A 17,958-nucleotide genomic window follows, 5' to 3' on the forward strand; every position below is an offset into this window, starting at 1 on the left:
CCGAAGCGACCTTGCTTCATCAGTGAAACTTAACGACGACGCAACCTGTCAACGGATGAGCAACCACAGAGCCACACCGCTTCGCGCTGATGGTTGCACCTGACGGGCTTACCCGCCCCATGAAAAACATGACCAAGAAGGTGAGATGGACACCCTCAAACACCTTAGTCGCGAAGCGCTCGAGTCCGAGGTCAAGCGATTACGCGCCGCGCTCAAGAGCACTGAAGTCGACAATGAGCGCGACATCACGGCGCGACTGCACGCCAGTCAGGCCGCGCTCGCTCGTAGTGAGGCGCGGCAGCGCGCGGTTTTCGAGAGTGCAGTGGATTTCGCGATGGTCGTCACTGACCTCGGCGGATACATCACGGAATGGAACTGCGGCGCAACCAACGTGCTGGGCTGGTCCGCCGAAGAGGTTCGCGGCCAGAGCGCGGCCTGCTTTTTCACACCTGAAGATCGCGCTGCCGGCCGTGTAGAAGAGGAAATGCAGCGCGCCCTTTGTGCCGGCCGTGCCTACGATGAGCGCTGGCATTTGCGCAAGAACGGCGAGCGATTCTGGGCCTCGGGCGAGCTGATGCCGCTTTACGATGAAGACCAGACTCACCTGGGTTTCGTGAAAATTCTCCGCGACCGGACTCAGGAGCATCTGTTCGGACGCGCCATGACCGAAACCCAGGAGCGCTATCGACTGGCGGTCAAGGCGACCAGCGATGCGGTGTGGGATTGGGACCTGCAAACCAACCAGATCATCTGGAACCAGGCGTTGCAACAGGCGTACGGTTTCCCGCTGGAGAATGTTGATCCCAGTGGCGACTGGCGATTCGCGCGGATCCATCCGCAGGATCAGGCGCGGGTGCAGGCATCGATCCGCGCCGCCATCGAAGGCGACGGCACGACATGGAGCGCGGAGTATCGGTTCTGCTGTCAGGACGGCTCCTACGCCGAGGTGCTCGATCGCGGCCACTTGATCCGCAATCCCGCCGGTCAGGCCGAACGCATGATCGGCGCGATGCTTGACCTGACGCGCTCGCGCAGTGCCGAAACGGCGCTGCGCCAGAGTGAGGAACGCTTCAGTACCATTCTGGAAACCATCGAGTCGGCGTTCGCTATCGTCAAAGTCAAATTCGACGCCAACGACGAGCCTGTCGACTACTACTTCGTCGAGGCCAACCCGGCGTTCGAGCGCCAGTGCGGGGTCAACCTGCGCGGTAAATGGGTCACCGAGTTCGCGCCCAATCTTGAACGCTTCTGGTTCGAAACCTACGGCCACGTGGCCAAGACCGGGGAACCGGCGAACTTCGAAAATTACGCCAATACCTTTGAACGCTGGTTCGATGTACGCGCGGTGCGGGTCGGCGATCCGGCCGACCGGCAGATCGCGATCCTGTTCAACGACGTCACCGAGCGGCGCGCCGCCGAGGAACGCTTGCGCGCCAGCGAGGCAATTGCCCGGGAAAACGTCGAACGAGTGCAACTGGCCCTTGCCGCGGGCGCCATCATCGGCACCTGGCACTGGGACCTGCTGACCGACCGCTTTGCCATCGACGAAGGCTTCGCCCAGGTGTTCAACCTTGACCCGGCACTGGGGCGCGAAGGCCTCAGCCTCGAACAAGTGATACCCAGCGTGCACCCCGACGACCGCGATAGCCTGACCATGGCAATCGACGAAGCCATTGGCCGCGGTGGCGCCTATTCCCATCAGTACCGTGTACGGCGCGAGGACGGCAGATTCCAGTGGATCGAAGCCAACGGACGCGTTGAGTGTGCAGATGACGGAGTTCCCCTGCGTTTTCCCGGCGTGCTGATCGACGTCGAGGAGCGGCGCACCGTCGAGGCAGAGCGCGACCGGGCTCTTGCCGCGTTGCGTTCGCTCAACGACACCCTCGAGCAGCGGGTTTCATCGCGCACCGCCGAGTTGATGCAGGCAGAGGAAAAACTGCGTCAGTCGCAGAAGATGGAAGCGGTCGGCCAACTGACGGGAGGCCTCGCTCACGATTTCAACAACTTGTTGGCCGGCATTTCCGGCGCACTGGAGTTGATGGGCGCGCGAATCAATCAGGGCCGTTTGAACGAAGTCGACAAGTACATGGTGACCGCACAGGGCGCGGTCAAGCGAGCCGCGGCCCTTACCCACCGCCTGCTGGCATTCTCCAGACGCCAGACCCTCGATCCACGACCGACCGACGTCAACACACTGATGACCGGCATGACCGAGCTGATCCAGCGCACCGTGGGCCCGAGCATTCTCCTGGAAACCATCGGTTCGCCCGTGCTCTGGCCAACGCTGGTCGATGCCAGTCAGCTGGAAAACGCATTGCTCAACCTGTGCATCAATGCCCGCGATGCGATGCCCGACGGTGGACGCATTACCATCGAAACGGCCAATCGCATCATGGACGCCGAGACCGCCGGCGCGCTGGATATGCCCGAGGGTGAATATGTGTGCCTGTGCGTCAGCGATACCGGCACCGGCATGTCGGCGGATGTGATCGCCAAGGCCTTTGACCCGTTCTTTACCACCAAACCGCTGGGCCAGGGCACAGGGCTGGGCTTGTCGATGATCTACGGGTTCGCCAAACAGTCCGGCGGCCAGGTGCGCGTGCACTCCCAGGTCGACCGGGGCACCACGATGTGCATCTACCTGCCTCGTCACCGTGGCGATCCCGTGCAGGGCCACGATGACAAGCACATCGCACCGGCGGTGGTGCCCAAGGCCAGCGAGACCATTCTGGTGGTGGACGACGAACCCACGGTGCGCGCGCTGCTGACCGAAGTGCTTGGCGATCTCGGCTACAACTTGCTTGAGGCGGGCGACAGCGTTGCCGGGCTGAAAGTGTTGCAATCAAACGTGCATATCGACCTGCTGATCACCGATGTCGGCCTGCCGGGTGGCATGAACGGTCGGCAGCTGGCCGACGCCGGCCGGGAGATCCGCCCGAACCTGACGACCCTCTTCATTACCGGTTACGCGGAGAACGCAGTAATCGGCGCCGCCCAACTGGGCCCGGGCATGCAGGTGCTGACCAAGCCCTTCGCGGTCGACACGCTGGTGGCGCGGGTCAGTGAACTGATGTGCTCAAGATCCGAATGAACGACCGCTGCGGCGGAACAAACCAGGCAAACGGGCTGCGGCCAAGGAGTGTGAAATGGTGACTTTCCTGATTTTTCTGATCGCGTGCGGTGCGGCGGCAACCACCGGCATGGTTTTCAAGCCCGGCCAATGGTACGCGCAGCTCAACAAACCGAAGTTCACGCCACCCAACTGGGTGTTTCCGGTGGCCTGGACGACGATCTACCTGCTGCTGGCCTGGGTCGGCTATCGCTTGACCATGATTCCCGGCAGCGAACAGGTGCTGGCATTGTGGGCGGCGCAGATTGCGCTGAACACACTGTGGACGCCTGTGTTCTTCGGCGCGCAGCGGATCGTTGCCGCGATGATTATTCTCGTACTGTTGTGGCTGGTCGTCGCCGTGATGGTGGTCCTGGCCCTGCGCCTGGATGTGATCACCGGGTTGATCCTGTTTCCTTATCTGGCCTGGCTGTGTGTCGCTGCGGCGCTTAATTTTTCGATCATGCGCAACAACCGGGTGGGTCTCGGCTCATGACCGTACTACAGGCGCATGAAGCGCCGCTCAAATCCGATAGTACTGGCGATACCAACTCACAAACTGCGCCACACCCTCTGCAACTTCCACTCGCGGAGAAAACCCGATCCATTGTTCCAATGCCGAAACATCAGCCCAGGTCTTGATGACATCGCCGGCCTGCATCGGCAATGGATTGCGCTGGGCTTTTATGCCCAGTGCCTGTTCGAGGCAGTCGACGAAATCCAGTAACGCGACCGGTTTGCCGCGCCCCAGGTTGAAAATCCGGTTGACGCCACTCGCCTCCTTCTCCGGCGCTGGCGGTTTCGGACACAGGCGGACGATGCTTTCGACAACGTCATCGACGTAAGTAAAGTCCCGCGCCATCTGACCCTGGTTGTAGATGTCGATCGGTCGTCCCTGAAGAATGGCTTCGGTAAATTTGAACAGCGCCATATCCGGCCTGCCCCAGGGCCCGTAAACCGTGAAAAAGCGCAGGCCGCTGGCCTTCAAGCCGTAGAGATGGCAATAGCTGTCGGCGAGAAGCTCATTGGCGCGCTTGGTGGCGGCATACAGCGAGACAGGGTGCTCGACCGCATCATCGACGCTGTAGGGCAACTTGCTGTTGGCCCCGTATACCGAGCTGCTCGACGCGTAGATCAGATGCGCGGGCGGATAATGTCGGCAGGCTTCCAGCACATTCAGAAACCCCACCAGGTTCGATTGCGCATAGGCATCCGGGTTGTCGAGCGAATAGCGCACACCCGCCTGAGCGGCCAGATGCACCACCTCGGTGAAATCGTGCGCTTTGAATAACGCCATCAAGGCAGGCTTGTCGACAATATCCAGTGTTTCAAAACTGAAACTCTGCAGACTGCTCAACTGTTCAAGCCGCGCCTGTTTGAGATCCACACTGTAGTAATCGTTAAGGTTGTCGATACCGACAACTTCCTGGCCTTGCTGCGCCAATCGTTTGACCGCGTGATAGCCGATAAAGCCCGCAGCGCCTGTAACAAGAACGGTCATAATCCCTGCTCCACACAAGCCGACAGGCGATAAGTTATAGCGCTGGATGACTTATTCAGTCCAGGTTTTATAACAGCACCCAATAGTGGGGAAAGCTTTCGATCTAAATAATAGTCGCGACCATAACAGGCAGAAAAAGTTTCTACCGTTCAGCCAAAAGAATAAGTCATTAAAAAACAGTTAGTTATCCATCGGCAAAAGCATTACTGGATGGATGGCGTGTTTTTTGACTGCTAACGTTTGACAGACCAGAAAGACTGGCCGATAACTACCAAGGTTGATTTTTTGCAGGGCGCGAGCAGTCACTTACTCGCGCCCTGTCGCTTCAGGGACAACTACTTAGTTACCTAACCTTAAGCCTGAATGAACAGACCGTGCGGTAGCTTTGCCTTCTAAAAAGTTGAACCGATAATTCCTCCAGAGGTGGCGCATAACAGAGCGAAACTTCACTGCTCGATGCACACCAATGAAACACTTTGTGATTCATGTTTGAAACACTTCAATAACCCATAATAAAAAAGCACTTTCGCTGACAGCCCTTACTTAGCCCTCAATAGAGCTTCTGCCTGCCATAAACTTTCGATCATCAAAGAGTTTACAAGCATGCCAGTCATCAGCTCGGACCACCCAAATTGGTACCTTTTGCAATGCAAGCCACGTCAGGATGAGCGTGCTCATCTCAATCTGCTTCAACAGAATTACGTGGTCTTTCATCCCCAACTCGTCAGCGAGCGCATTATTCGCGGAAAACGCCAGCGAGTGCACGAATCCCTCTTTCCTGGATATTTGTTCATCCAACTCAGTCGTGAAGACAACTGGGCACCCTTGCGTTCCACCCGAGGGGTCAGTCGTTTTGTCGAATTCAATCATGGTCCCGCGACAGTGCCTGAGCACGTCATCGAGCATCTGCGTACGCGTTGCATCGAATCAATGACGTCGGGGCCGGATGAAGCGCTGAAACCCGGAGAGAATCTACAGATTGTCAGCGGCCCGCTCGCGCCACTGGAGGGCGTGTTCCTCGGATTGCACGGAACCGACCGCGTGATGATCCTCCTGCAGTTTCTCAACCGTGAGCAGCCTGTCTGCCTGCCATTGAGCGTGATTGAACGACAACAAGCCGGTTTTCACCCCTACAACTAACGACTTGCCTTATATGCCCTTGCTCAGGAGCTATAACATGGCTTTGAAGTCACGATGCCCCGTCGCACTGATGATGGCCTGTCTCTATCCCGAAATGGCCTGGAGCATCAATCCGCAAGCCATTGATGTGTATGGATTCGACTTCACGCCATCGTTCCTGTTTTCGGAAAGTTATGACGACAACTTTCGCGAACTGGAAAACAGCAAACAGTCCTCCATGGTCACCAAGCTGGCGCCTTCTTTCGAGCTCAAGGCCGAGGATCGCAACAGTGCCACGCGACTGATCTGGCAACCCACTCGCTACATTTATCACGACGAGTCGGATGCCTCGAACACGGCACAACGCGTGCGTGCCGACAGCATCATGGAGTTTACTGACCGGCATCGTCTGAAGCTCGACGCCGAGTACCGCAAATGGGAGCGCACGGAATCGACGGCGGTCGAAGGCATCAACGACAAGCTCAACAACAAACGGGTGGGCGGTCTCTACACCTTCGGGGCGAAAAGCGCTGACAACCAAATCGATCTCGGGGCCAGTTACGCACAACTGCGCTACGACAACGCCGATGGCATCAACGACGACAAGGAACGCAATACCACTGCCCTGACGAGCACCTGGTATCACCGCATCAGCAGCAACACCCGGGGTCTTGTCGAATATAACCACACCGACTTTGATTACCAGCAGGCCAACAGCCCGCGCAGCAGTAAATCCGACGCCGTCATGGCCGGTGCCGTATGGGATTTCACGGCACGCACGACGGGTAAAGTCCGCGTCGGTTACGAGAAAAAGAACTTCGACAACAGCGAATCCAAAGACCTCGACAACCCGACCTGGCAAGTCGATCTGCAATGGAAACCGCGGACCTATTCGACATTCACCTTCGTCGCTCGCCAGGCCCTCGCCGAGGGTGATGACGGCGCTGATGCTGTGAAGTCGACCTTCACCCAGGTCGGCTGGCGTCACGGCTGGACTGAGCGGATTACTACCGTGGCCCAGGCCGGTTATGGGCGTTATGTCTACGAAGGCCAAAGCCGTACCGACAATCTTCAGGACTACAACCTGGCCGTGGTGTACGCCATGCGCCGTTGGCTGGATATCGAACTGGGTTATCGATACCGCGACAACGATTCCGATGCCGACAATGAAAGCTTCACCCGCAACGTGTTTCAGATCAGCTTCAACGTCAGCCTTTAAGAGGGTCTCGACATGAACACTCGCACACTTGTCCTTTTGTTCGCGTTGTGTCTCTTGCCCCACACCTATGCGGCAGATCCCGATACGCAATACAAACTCGCTGCCGGCGACGTGTTGCGAATCATCGTTTTCGGTGAGCCGGAATTGAGCATGAAAAAGATCCGGCTCAGTGATGCCGGCACCTTTTCCTACCCGTTTCTCGGCGAAATATCCGCCAAGGGACTGACCCCCGGCCAGGTCGAGAAAATCATCGTCGACGGGCTCAAGCAGGGTTATCTGATCGACCCGAAAGTCAGTCTCAGCCAGATTGAATACCGCTCGTTCTACATCAATGGCGAAGTGAAAAAGCCCGGCAGCTATCCGTTCGTGCCCGGACTGACACTGGAAAAAGCCATTGCACTGGGCGGTGGCTTGACCGAGCGGGCCTCGATGAAGCGAGTGACCATCTTGCGCGGTGATGGTGGCGCGACCGTGACCGATAACGTCACGCGCAACACCACGATTGCCCCCGGCGATACCATTTCCATTGCACAAGGCTTTTTCTGATCATGGACAACAGCCCAAGCAACTACGTCGAACGTCCTCTTCAAGCGCATCTGCATCCGCAGCACGCCGACGACAAGGACACCCTGGATCTGCTCAATCTGTGGAGGATCATCTGGCGCGCCAAGTGGCGCATCGGCTGGCTTGTGCTGCTGAGTTGCGTATTGGCGGCCGTGGTGGTCTCCAATATCACGCCGCAATACATTGGCAGCACCACCCTGCTGTTCAACGACAAAACGCCTCCGCTGATGTCGTTCCAGCAAGTCAAGGACTCAGGCGGCAACGCCACAGATTACTTGCAGACTCAGCAGGCGCTCCTGCAATCGCGAGACCTCGCCGAACGCGCGGTGAAAAAACTCGGGCTGACGACTCATCCGGTCACCGATCCGCGCCAGCAGCCAAAGTCCTGGTTTGCGCCGCGCCAATGGCTGGCCGATCTGGACCTTGATCAATGGATCCCGGGGTTAGGTCGATATCTACCGCAAAAGAAAGAGCCACTCACTGAAGCAGACGTCTTCAATCAAGTCACGCAGAACCTCATGCTGCACACCAGCGTCAAGTTCGTTGGCAAAAGCCAGTTGCTCGAAATCGAAGTCGAGTTGCCAGACCCTGTTCTGGCAGCGGCGGCGGCCAACGCACTGGCTCAGGGCTTTACCGACAGCCAGCTCGATACCAGCGAGAAATCGTCGCAAACCACCACGGCCTGGATGAACACACGTCTGATCAAGCTGCGCGACAACCTGCGGGCGGCCGAGAAAAAACTCCAGGGTTACCGCGAAGAACAAGGTCTGGTGGATGTTGGCGGCGTTGCCACCATCAGCGCCAACGAACTGGAAATGACCGGCAATCGCATGGTCGACGCCCGACGCAACCGCGCTGAAGCCGAGAGCGAGTACCGGCAGGCGAAAGCCCTGGGCAACGGCGATCTGAGCCGACTGTCCAGCGTGCCGGCGGTCTTGAGCAACCCTCTGGTGCAGAAATTCCAGGCCGATCGCGCGGTGGCCCAGGCCAAGGTTGATGAACTGGCCGGGCGCTATGGTCCGAAGCACCCCAGCCTGATCTCCGCACAAACCGAGTTGCGCACCGCCACCACCAGTCTGCAATTGCAGGTGCAGCAAGTGGTGGCCGGTATCGAGCGGCAATACCAGCTCGCCACGGCGAGTGAAGCGTCGCTGCGTCAATCCTTCAACAGCAACAAGGCGCAGATCCAGGACATCGCGCGCAAAGAGTTCCAGTTGCGCGAATTCCAGCGTGAAGTCGACAGCACGCGCGCGCTGTATGAAACCTTCGTCACCCGCCTGAAAGAAACCACGGCCACCGCCGACATGGACTCGACGAAAGTGCGCATCGTCGACCCGGCCATCGTTCCCGTCGACGCGAGCAAACCGCGCAAGACATTGATTGTCGCGATCGTCGGGTTGATTGCTGCAGTCATCGGCGTCGGGCTGGCACTGCTCTTCGAGAGTCTGAGCAATACCTTCAAAACCGATGAATCGATCGAGAGCGTGTTGAATGTTCCACTGCTCAGCGTCGTGCCGCTGGTGATAAAGAAAAGTCGCCGGCAACTGGCACGCCTGTTCGAGGACAACGACAACCCGCGCTTTTCCGAGACCATTCGCAACCTGCGCACCTGGTTGATGTTGCAAAGCAGCGAAAAACCGTCACAAGTGGTGCTCGTGACCTCCACGGTTGCCGGCGAGGGTAAAAGCACCATCGCCACCAACCTCGCCAGTTCGCTGACACCGCTGGAACGCGTGCTGCTGATCGATGCCGACATGCGTCAGCCAACCCTGTCGCTGAACTTCGATTTTCCGCCGGACAGCCCCGGACTGGCGAATGTCATTGCCGGAACGGCCAGACTTGAAGACTGCATTGTTTCAGTGGGCAATCTGGACATGCTGCCGGCCGGGAAGGTCTTGCCGCCGTCGCTGGATATGTTCGTTGCGCCACGCCTGCCGTCCCCTGGCGATCCGCTCAACCCGGTTCAGCCACCGCCACAGGATTTGCTCAGCTCGCCGCGCATGGCGCGCATGCTCGAAGCGCTCAGGTCACGTTATCGCCACATCATCATCGATTCTCCCCCAGCGGAGATGATCAGTGACGCGCTGCTGCTGGCAAAACATTCGGACGCGGTGATCTATGTCGTGAAGGCTGACAGCACGTCGATCAGCCAGGTTCAGCGAGGGATTGCCATGTTGCAACAAAGCCATGTGCCGGTCTTTGGCACGGTGCTCAACCAGGTCGACCTGCGCAAGGCGCGCAAGTACGGCTACCACCACTCCCGGGCGTTCTATAACTACGATTTCGCGCCCAGGTAACCATCGGGCGCGCACGCCCGCCGCTACGCCCTCCTCTGCCAACGCACCACTCGCTTCACCTCCGCCGAGCTACGGAAAAGCCATCGGGAGGCACGCCGTGCCTGCTCGATTCGCGCTGATGCATGAATGCTGTCTCGAGGTTAAGCCCATGACATCGCTCTATACCGCTCACATGACACACCGCCGAGGCCTGACGTTCTGGGGCCAGTGGCTTTGCGCGCTGTCGCTGGTGACGGCGCTGTTGATATTGCTCGTGCATTGGCGCGTCGGCAGTCTGACCAGTGAATACCGCATCCTGATCATTCTGACGGTGCTCGGCTCGGTGCCGATCTACAGCGTGATGCAGGTCTACCACAAGCGCCATGGCCTGCTGGTCGGGCTCGGCAGATTGCTGGCCGGGTGGTTGACCCTGCTGGCCGTACTGGCGGCGATTGCGTTCTTCACCCAGACCAGCGCCATTTATTCACGCCAGGTGATCATGGTCTGGGCGGTGCTGGGTTTCGTGGTTCAGGCCTTGAGCTTTCTGCCCCTGCATTACCTGGCCCGCCTGTATTCGCGCAAGGTCTGCAACGGACGCCGTTCGGTGATCATCGGTACCTGTCCGACGGCCCATGAACTGGCGAAAAAACTGTCCCGACCGAACCGCGCGCTGGTGCTGGGCTTCATTGCCGCCGAGGACAGCTGTGGCCCTGCCCCCAGCATTCTGCCGTTGCTCGGCCACGTTTCCGCCATCCGCGAGATCATCACGGGCCAGGAAGTGCGCCGCGTCTATATCGTGCTGCCGATGGCCCATGCCGCCACCATCGAAGCCCTCTACATCGACCTGCTGGACATGAACGTCGACGTGGTGTGGATCCCGGATTTCGGCAGCATGGTGTTGCTCAACCATTCGATCTCGGAAATCGAGCGAATGCCGGCCATCTACCTCAACGAGAGCCTGATCAGCTCGCACCCTGCCAGCCTGTTTTGCAAGGATCTGTTTGAACGCAGCCTTGCCGCCCTGGCGATTATTCTGCTCAGCCCGGTGCTGCTGGTGGTGGCCATAGCCGTCAAGCTGACCTCCGCCGGCCCGGTGCTGTTCAAGCAGAACCGTCACGGTTGCAACGGCGAAGTGATCAAGGTCTGGAAGTTTCGCTCGATGCACGTCCACGACGACCAGCAGGTTCGGCAGGCCACCCGCAACGATGATCGCCTGACGCCGATCGGTGGTTTTCTGCGCCGCAGTTCCATCGACGAATTGCCACAGCTGTTCAACGTGCTGTCCGGCCGCATGGCCCTGGTCGGCCCGCGTCCGCATGCCGTCACCCACAACCTTTATTACACCGGCAAGGTGCGCGCCTACATGGCCCGGCATCGCCTCAAGCCGGGGATCACCGGGCTGGCCCAGATCACCGGCCATCGTGGCGAAACCGAGACCGTGGAAAAGATGCAGCTGCGCGTCGCCCAGGACCTCAACTACATCAACCAGTGGTCGCTGTGGCTCGACATCAAAATCCTCATCAAGACCCCCTTCACCCTGTTCTCGAAAAACATCTACTAAGCCCGCCCCAACTCTGCCGTCCCCTGCCCGACCGTTGATAACCGTCACCACGATCTGAGGTTCGACCATGAATGTGAGCGTATTCGGTATTGGTTACGTAGGCCTTGTCCAGGGTGCTGCATTGGCCGAGGTCGGGCACAACGTGCTCTGCGTCGACGTCGACGCCGGCAGGGTCGAGGCATTGAAAGAGGGCACGCTGCCGCTCTACGAACCGGGCCTGAAAAGCCTGGTGCGCGACAACTACCAAAGCGGCCGGCTGCGGTTCGGCACAGACCTGGTGGACGCCGTTCACCATGGCGATGTGCTGTTGATCGCCGTCGGCACACCGCCCGACGAAGACGGTTCGGCGGATCTCCAATACGTGCTGAGCGTGGCGCAGACCATCGCGCTGAACATGGATCGGCACCAGATCATCGTCGACAAATCCACCGTGCCCGTCGGTACGGGGGACCGAGTTCGCGCGTGTATCGAGCAGGTGCTGGCCGACAACGGTCGCGGCGATCTGACGTTCGACGTGGTTTCAAACCCGGAATTTCTCAAGGAAGGCTGCGCGGTCGAAGACTGCATGCGCCCGGACCGGATCATCATCGGCACCGACAGTCCGCGTGCCGAAGAGGTCATGCGCGAACTGTATGAACCGTTCAATCGCAGCCGCGAAAAAATCATTGTCATGGACGTTCGCAGCGCCGAGCTGACCAAGTACGCCGCCAACTGCATGCTGGCGACCAAGATCAGCTTCATGAACGAAATGGCCTGCCTCGCCGAAAGGCTCGGCGCCGACATTGAAAAAGTGCGCCACGGCATCGGCGCCGACCCGCGCATCGGTTACCAGTTCATCTACCCAGGTCTGGGCTACGGCGGCTCGTGTTTTCCCAAAGACGTGAAAGCGCTGATACAGGCGGCCGACGGTGTCGACATCGACGCCCGGGTGCTCAAGGCCGTGGAGGCGCGCAACCAGGAACAGAAAGCCAGCCTCTATCGCAAGGTATTCGATCACTTCGACGGCCACCTTCGCGGCAAGACGTTTGCCCTGTGGGGGCTGAGTTTCAAACCCAATACCGACGACATGCGCGAAGCCCCCAGCCGGGTACTGATGGAGGCTTTGTGGCAAGCCGGCGCCAGCGTGCAGGCGTTTGATCCCAAAGCCATGGAAGAGGCCCAGCGCCTTTACGGCTCGCGCGATGACCTGACCCTGACAGGCACCAAGGAAGCGGCGCTGAAAAATGCCGACGCCCTGATCATCGTCACCGAGTGGCAATCGTTTCGGGCACCGGACTTCGACCAGCTCAGCCGGTTGCTCAAACAGCCCTTGATTTTCGACGGGCGCAATCTGTTCGATCCGCAGCGTTTGAGCAAACGTGGGTTCACCTACGTCTCCGTGGGTCGGCAGACCCCTTCAGTTCTCTGAGAGGAGCCGCGCCATGTTCAAACTGGAGATAGTCGGCCACTACTCGGCGAAATTGCTGGAGGCCAACCAGGCCTATTCCTTCATCAACTTTGCCTCGATCGGCAGTTTTTTCGAGCAAAACCCGAGCAGCGTTGCCTATTTTTGCGACGGCATGCTGATGTCGACCTTCATGTCTCGCATCACCGGCAGACCGATTGGCCGGGTCAGCTTCGACTTCACCTCGATAGCCGACGTTGTGCTGCGCAGCGCCGAGCAACAGGGCAAACGGGTTTATTTCGTCGGCGCCCGACAAGCCGAACTCGACCTGTTCATCAGCAAGATCAAGAGCCTTTATCCGCAACTGAGCATCGCCGGCTATCACAACGGCTATTTCGACGCTGCCCAGGCCGAAGACATTCGGTACGACATCTGTCGCAGCGCAGCGGACATTCTGATCGTCGGCCTGGGCGCCGGACGGCAAGAGCAGTTCGAGCAGGATGCCCTGCGCGCAGGCTTTCGCGGGGTCGCCTTCAGCTGTGGCGGGTTCATCCGCCAGGAAGCTCTGGCCACGCGGCAGTACTACCCGGCGCTGATCAATCGCCTGCACTTGCGCGCGTTCTATCGCATGTACCGCGAGCCCCACACGATCAAACGCTACCTCATCGATTACCCGAGCAACTTCCTGCACCTGCTGAACATGATCGTTCGACACAAAGTCGCCATCAAGGTTGAGGAATGACCATGCACATCCTGTTTATCCTCAAGGATTTCAAGCCCGGCGGTGGCGTCGAGCGCGTTCAGCAGCGGCTGTCCGAGCAGTTTCTCAAGGACGGCCGGCGCGTGAGCTTTTTCGTCATGAACGCAGACATGCCCGACGCCCGGGACATTCAATCCTACAGCGGTGGCGGCAACGGCCTCGTCGGCCTGTTCAAGTCCATCGTTTTGCTGCGCCGGCTCATACGGCACGAAGGTGTCACCCATCTCATTTCCGCCAAGGAGCAGGCCAACCTCTGCACGTGGTTCGCCACCCTGGGCAGTGCCTGCAAGGTCATCTACAGCCGCCATGCGACACTCGATTGCAGCGAACAGAAAACCGGCCCCTCAAGCCTGCGTCTGCTCTACGCCTTGTACCTGTGTGGCAGCGGCAAAGTAGTGACGGTCTCCTCGGCTCTGCGTCAGACCCTCGCCGACACCGTGCCATGGGGCCGGCAGCGCATCCGCTATTGCCCCAACGCCGTCGTCACCGACCAACTGTTTCAAGCCGCCCAGGCGCCCAGGCCGGCCGGATTGCCCCGCAACTACTGGCTGAGCCTGGGGCGTCTGGTCGAACCCAAAGGGTTTCATCTGCTGCTCGATGCCTACGCCTTGGCGCTGCGCAGCGCAGCGCTGCCGGATCTGGTGATCGTCGGTGATGGCCCGTTGCGCGAAGCCTTGGTCACCCAGGCCAGGCAATTGGGTATCGCACAACGGGTGCATTTCAGCGGGTTTATGAGCAATCCCTATCCCGTGCTCAGGCACGCCCGACTGTTCATTCTGAGTTCGCTGCAAGAAGGCATGCCGACCGTGCTGATCGAGGCGTTGGCGCTGGGCACGCCGGTGCTGGCCTGCGATTGCGAGACCGGGCCCAGAGAACTGCTGGACCACGGCCGACTCGGTCAACTGGTGATCGTCAACGACGTACAGGCACTGGCCGAGGGAATGCTGCGCAACCTGACCTCAGGTCATGCCATCGCCCCCGGCGAAGAGACGCTCACTGCCACCCTGCGACCGTACACCAGTCAGTACGCGGCGCAGGCGTACTATCAGGTCTGGAATCAATGAAAAAGTTACTGATCATCCTCCATGACCTCAGCGCCGGCGGTGCTGAAAAAATGATGGCGCGCCTGGCCAAAGCGCTGGTGGATGCAGGCAACGACGTGACATTGCTGATGCTCACCGGCGGTGGCCTTCACGCAGCGCATCTCGACCCACGTGTGAAAAAAGTCGAATTGCACAGCCCGCGCAGCGTCCGTGCAGTGCCGGCACTGACGCGATTCCTGCGTGACAATCGCTTTGACGCCCAACTGGCAGCCCTCACCCACGTCAACGTGGTGGCGATCATCGCGGCGGCACTGTCCGGCACGCTGGCCCGGCTACACGTCAGCGAGCGCAATGCCTTTTCCCATGACCGGCACGTGAACCCCGATTTCATGGTGCGCATGGCATATCGGGTGGCGCCGCTGCTGTATCGGCTGATTCCCAATCCGGTGATCTGCGTTTCGCGCGGTGTCGCCCAGGACCTGGTCGACACCACACTCGCCCGACGCCGGGATGTAACCATTGCCGACAACCCGGTGCTCGACAACGATTTTCGCGAGAAGACACCGGGACCGCCCCGCCACCGCTGGCTGCTGGAAAAGTCCGGCACGGTGATAGTCGCCGTGGGGCGTCTGGCGCCACAAAAAGGTTTCGACACGCTGATCACAGCGTTCGCCGCACTGCCGGATCGCGATGCCCGCCTGATCATTTTTGGCGAAGGCGCACTCCGGGCCGAACTGCTGGAACAGGCGAAACAGCTGGGGGTGGCGGAGCGCTTCGATCTGCCGGGCTATGCCGATGATCCCCTGGCAGAAGTGGCCGCAGCCGATTGTTTCGTGCTGTCTTCACGTTTCGAGGGCAGCCCCAACGCGCTGGTCGAGGCGTTATCCACCGGCACGCCGGTCGTGGCGACCCGCTGCCCCCATGGTCCTCAGGAGATTCTCGGCGGCGGCGTGGTTGCCCCGCTGGTCGCAGTGGAAGATCCGATCGCCCTGGCACAGGCCATCGTCGAGCAACTGTCCATACCGCGCGATCTGCAGCGTCAATCACGCCTTGATGCGGCCGCACGATTCATGAGTGCCAGTGCAGTGCAGACCTACCTCAAAGCACTGGTTGGAGACCCGTCATCATGAGCCCCCTGACGATCCGCTATTCGACACTGCGCGACGCCTTCACGCTGTTCGGCATCCTGTTCTACATCCAGGTGATTACCTTTGTCCTCGGTCTGGGCAGTGCCGCGAGCTTCGGCGATATCAACAAAGACCTCGAAGGCAATGTCGCCAATCAGGTCTGCGGCCTCATCACGCTGCTGGTGCCGTTGTTCTTTTTCATCCGCAACAAGGTGTTCCTCAGCAAAACCTTTTATCGCAGCAACTTCTTCCTGCTGGTGTTCCTGCTCTGTGTCATCGCATCGATCGGCTGGTCCCACGACCCGATGCTCAGTCTCAAGCGGTTTATCGCCCTGCTCGGCGTGGTGTTTTTTGCAGGCTTCATTGCCTATAACTACTCCCTTGAAAAAATCGCCTTCATGCTCGGCTGCGCCATTGGCATCGCGGCGTTGATCGGGTTGTTGCTCGCCGTTGTCATGCCTGAAGTGGCGTTTCTCTCCGGGGGCATTCGCGACGGCGCGTTCAAAGGCGTTTTCGCCGAAAAGAATGCCGGCGCCCGACTCAATGCGATCGCCATCATGCTGTTGCTGCCGATGATCCGGCAGCGCAATCGCTGGGCGCTCTTGTGCTCATTCTTTTCGCTGGTCGCGATCCTGCTTGCCCAGTCAGCCACCGGTGTAGCGCTGATTATTTCCGGCACGATCAGCTACTGGTACTTCCTCACGATGATCCGCCTGGGCATCAATCGCTCACAGTTGCTGTTCCTGGGGTGCACCCTCCTTTACCTGCTGGTTTGCCTGTTTCTGTACAGCAACTTTGCGGTGCTGCTGGAAATGGCCGGGCGCGATCCGTCACTGACCGATCGGACCCTGATCTGGGAACTGCTCGCGCCTTTCATCGACAGCCAGTTGCTCAAGGGCTACGGCTTCGGCGCCTTCTGGGCAAGTCCCGATGCCGATGCGTTCATCACCCGCTGGGGTTACATCGGCAACGCCCACAGCGGCTACATGGAGACCCTGCTCAATGGTGGCCTCATTCAGCTGACGGCGCTGGCGTTGATGTTCGGTGAAGCACTGTTCAAGCAATACCGCGCCGTGACGGCGAATCAGGCAGCCCGGTTTCGTGCCAGTGCGCTGGTCATCATCGGTCTGTTCGCCGTCACCAATTATGTGGCGTACGTGATCCCCAACTACCGCTCCGCCGAGTTTCTGGTGTTCTGCACCCTGGCTCTGACTTTCCGGCACCACCACGCGACCTACCCCGAATCCTCACCGGCAGCGCTGCGTCAGCGTTCGTCGGGCCGCGCACTACCGCGCGATTCCGCCCGCGCGTAACCCAAGGAGAATCACCGTGCCCAACCAAGCTCCCCGTTCAGCAGATTCAGTGTGCGTCATCATTCCGATGTACAACGGCGCCGACAGCATCGAGCAGACACTGACCTCCCTGGCCCGGCAAACCCGACTGCCCGATCACGTGATCGTCATCGACGACGGGTCCACCGATGACGGACCACAACGGGTCCGAGACTTCACCGCGCCGTTTCGCCTGACCCTGTTGCAGCAAGCCAACGAAGGTCAGGCCAGTGCCCGTAACCATGGGATGCGCCACTCTAAAGAGACGTTTGTGGCGATGCTCGATGCCGATGACCAATGGCATCCGCGAAAGCTGGAGTTACAGCTGGCACTGTATGACGAGCTCACGCAACAGGGTCGACCGGTGGGGCTGATCGACTGCTACGCGCAAGTCAACTACAGCGATGGCAGGCGCCAACTGGACGACCGGTTGAAGAACGGCCGGCATTTCTACGATTTCATCCACGCCAACGTCGTCAATGGCGTCTCCACCGCATTGGTCAAACGTGACGTGATCATGCAGCTCGGCGGCTTCGACGCCAGCCTGCGTTATTCCGAAGACCGCTTCATGTGGACGCGGATCGCCGAACACTGGGAGATCCACACGGTGCCGGAGGTGCTGCTGGAGCGCACGGTCAATGGCGGCAACATGACCGCGAATCCGAAAAAGTACTACCAGAACAAAATCCGCTTCATCGAGGTGTACCTCGCCCGTTACGGCGCGCAACTGACGCGGCAGCAGCGGATCGATTTCGTGCTGGGCAACCACACCGATTTTCTCGAGGCGTTTTCCCGACGCGGCGAGCATGACCAGGTCCTCGGCGTATACCGGCGAATGCTGGATTGCTCCTGGCAGGCCCTGATCTTCGCCAGCGGCAAACCGACCTTGCGCTACCTGTATGCCCGCGCCAGAACCTTGCGCAAGGCAACGGCTTCAACCACGGCTCATTGATCCGGTATCCGC

General features: G+C 59.5%; 14 protein-coding genes. 13 read left to right on the plus strand and 1 reads right to left on the minus strand.

Going from position 1 to position 17,958, the window contains the following annotated elements; genetic code table 11:
• Nucleotides 1-145: 145 nt before the first annotated feature.
• Together PDR5_RS15135 and tspO are read left to right on the plus strand one after the other, a co-directional pair.
• Nucleotides 146-3,091, plus strand: a complete 2,946-nt coding sequence (locus tag PDR5_RS15135; protein ID WP_064596743.1) for a PAS domain-containing hybrid sensor histidine kinase/response regulator — start codon at nt 146-148, stop codon at nt 3,089-3,091.
• Between the two features lie 58 nt (nt 3,092-3,149).
• Nucleotides 3,150-3,605 carry a tryptophan-rich sensory protein TspO gene (gene tspO / locus PDR5_RS15140; RefSeq protein ID WP_064600841.1) on the plus strand — a complete coding sequence of 152 codons (456 nt, stop codon included), beginning with the start codon at nt 3,150-3,152 and terminating at the stop codon, nt 3,603-3,605.
• A 27-nt stretch (nt 3,606-3,632) separates the two neighbouring features.
• Here tspO and PDR5_RS15145 read toward each other — a convergent pair whose 3' ends face one another.
• Complete coding sequence (locus tag PDR5_RS15145; protein WP_064596745.1) at nt 3,633-4,610, minus strand: NAD-dependent epimerase; 978 nt, start codon at nt 4,608-4,610, stop codon at nt 3,633-3,635.
• Nucleotides 4,611-5,213: 603 nt separating this feature from the next.
• Here PDR5_RS15145 and rfaH point away from each other — a divergent pair.
• The 11 genes from rfaH (at nt 5,214) to PDR5_RS15200 (ending at nt 17,946) form a co-directional block, all read left to right on the plus strand.
• Complete coding sequence (gene rfaH, locus PDR5_RS15150) at nt 5,214-5,750, plus strand: transcription/translation regulatory transformer protein RfaH (protein WP_064596747.1); 537 nt, start codon at nt 5,214-5,216, stop codon at nt 5,748-5,750.
• Nucleotides 5,751-5,787: 37 nt separating this feature from the next.
• Entirely contained in the window at nt 5,788-6,948 is a 1,161-nt protein-coding gene (locus PDR5_RS15155) for an outer membrane beta-barrel protein (RefSeq protein WP_064596748.1), read from the plus strand.
• A 12-nt stretch (nt 6,949-6,960) separates the two neighbouring features.
• Complete coding sequence (locus PDR5_RS15160; RefSeq protein ID WP_064596752.1) at nt 6,961-7,494, plus strand: polysaccharide biosynthesis/export family protein; 534 nt, start codon at nt 6,961-6,963, stop codon at nt 7,492-7,494.
• 2 nt (nt 7,495-7,496) lie between these two features.
• On the plus strand, nt 7,497-9,809 hold the full coding sequence (locus tag PDR5_RS15165; protein WP_064596755.1) for a GumC family protein: 2,313 nt from the start codon (nt 7,497-7,499) through the stop codon (nt 9,807-9,809).
• Nucleotides 9,810-9,957: 148 nt separating this feature from the next.
• Nucleotides 9,958-11,349 (plus strand): undecaprenyl-phosphate glucose phosphotransferase, encoded by a 1,392-nt coding sequence (locus PDR5_RS15170; protein ID WP_064596757.1) that lies wholly within the window; start codon nt 9,958-9,960, stop codon nt 11,347-11,349.
• Nucleotides 11,350-11,416: 67 nt separating this feature from the next.
• Nucleotides 11,417-12,757, plus strand: a complete 1,341-nt coding sequence (locus PDR5_RS15175; protein ID WP_064596759.1) for a UDP-glucose dehydrogenase family protein — start codon at nt 11,417-11,419, stop codon at nt 12,755-12,757.
• A 13-nt stretch (nt 12,758-12,770) separates the two neighbouring features.
• Complete coding sequence (locus PDR5_RS15180) at nt 12,771-13,475, plus strand: WecB/TagA/CpsF family glycosyltransferase (RefSeq protein ID WP_064596761.1); 705 nt, start codon at nt 12,771-12,773, stop codon at nt 13,473-13,475.
• Between the two features lie 2 nt (nt 13,476-13,477).
• Entirely contained in the window at nt 13,478-14,557 is a 1,080-nt protein-coding gene (locus tag PDR5_RS15185; RefSeq protein ID WP_064596763.1) for a glycosyltransferase, read from the plus strand.
• Complete coding sequence (locus PDR5_RS15190; protein ID WP_064596765.1) at nt 14,554-15,666, plus strand: glycosyltransferase; 1,113 nt, start codon at nt 14,554-14,556, stop codon at nt 15,664-15,666. Before PDR5_RS15185 ends, PDR5_RS15190 begins: the two co-directional genes overlap by 4 nt.
• Entirely contained in the window at nt 15,663-16,976 is a 1,314-nt protein-coding gene (locus PDR5_RS15195; protein ID WP_064596767.1) for an O-antigen ligase family protein, read from the plus strand. The genes PDR5_RS15190 and PDR5_RS15195 overlap by 4 nt, the downstream gene beginning before the upstream one ends.
• 16 nt (nt 16,977-16,992) lie before the next feature.
• Nucleotides 16,993-17,946 (plus strand): glycosyltransferase family 2 protein, encoded by a 954-nt coding sequence (locus tag PDR5_RS15200; RefSeq protein ID WP_064596770.1) that lies wholly within the window; start codon nt 16,993-16,995, stop codon nt 17,944-17,946.
• Nucleotides 17,947-17,958 lie beyond the last annotated feature (12 nt).

It is taken from the genome of Pseudomonas sp. DR 5-09, from assembly GCF_001655595.1.
Taxonomy (GTDB): Bacteria; Pseudomonadota; Gammaproteobacteria; order Pseudomonadales; family Pseudomonadaceae; genus Aquipseudomonas; species Aquipseudomonas pharyngis.

What these genes read in the sequence shown, in the direction of transcription:
- PDR5_RS15165 (WP_064596755.1), top strand. Translation starts at nt 7,497, where the DNA reads ATGGACAACAGCCCAAGCAACTACGTCGAACGTCCTCTTCAAGCGCAT.
- PDR5_RS15135 (WP_064596743.1), top strand. Translation starts at nt 146, where the DNA reads ATGGACACCCTCAAACACCTTAGTCGCGAAGCGCTCGAGTCCGAGGTC.
- PDR5_RS15180 (WP_064596761.1), top strand. Translation starts at nt 12,771, where the DNA reads ATGTTCAAACTGGAGATAGTCGGCCACTACTCGGCGAAATTGCTGGAG.
- PDR5_RS15160 (WP_064596752.1), top strand. Translation starts at nt 6,961, where the DNA reads ATGAACACTCGCACACTTGTCCTTTTGTTCGCGTTGTGTCTCTTGCCC.
- PDR5_RS15155 (WP_064596748.1), top strand. Translation starts at nt 5,788, where the DNA reads ATGGCTTTGAAGTCACGATGCCCCGTCGCACTGATGATGGCCTGTCTC.
- PDR5_RS15195 (WP_064596767.1), top strand. Translation starts at nt 15,663, where the DNA reads ATGAGCCCCCTGACGATCCGCTATTCGACACTGCGCGACGCCTTCACG.
- PDR5_RS15190 (WP_064596765.1), top strand. Translation starts at nt 14,554, where the DNA reads ATGAAAAAGTTACTGATCATCCTCCATGACCTCAGCGCCGGCGGTGCT.
- PDR5_RS15185 (WP_064596763.1), top strand. Translation starts at nt 13,478, where the DNA reads ATGCACATCCTGTTTATCCTCAAGGATTTCAAGCCCGGCGGTGGCGTC.
- PDR5_RS15170 (WP_064596757.1), top strand. Translation starts at nt 9,958, where the DNA reads ATGACATCGCTCTATACCGCTCACATGACACACCGCCGAGGCCTGACG.
- rfaH (WP_064596747.1), top strand. Translation starts at nt 5,214, where the DNA reads ATGCCAGTCATCAGCTCGGACCACCCAAATTGGTACCTTTTGCAATGC.
- PDR5_RS15145 (WP_064596745.1), bottom strand. Translation starts at nt 4,610, where the DNA reads ATGACCGTTCTTGTTACAGGCGCTGCGGGCTTTATCGGCTATCACGCG.
- PDR5_RS15175 (WP_064596759.1), top strand. Translation starts at nt 11,417, where the DNA reads ATGAATGTGAGCGTATTCGGTATTGGTTACGTAGGCCTTGTCCAGGGT.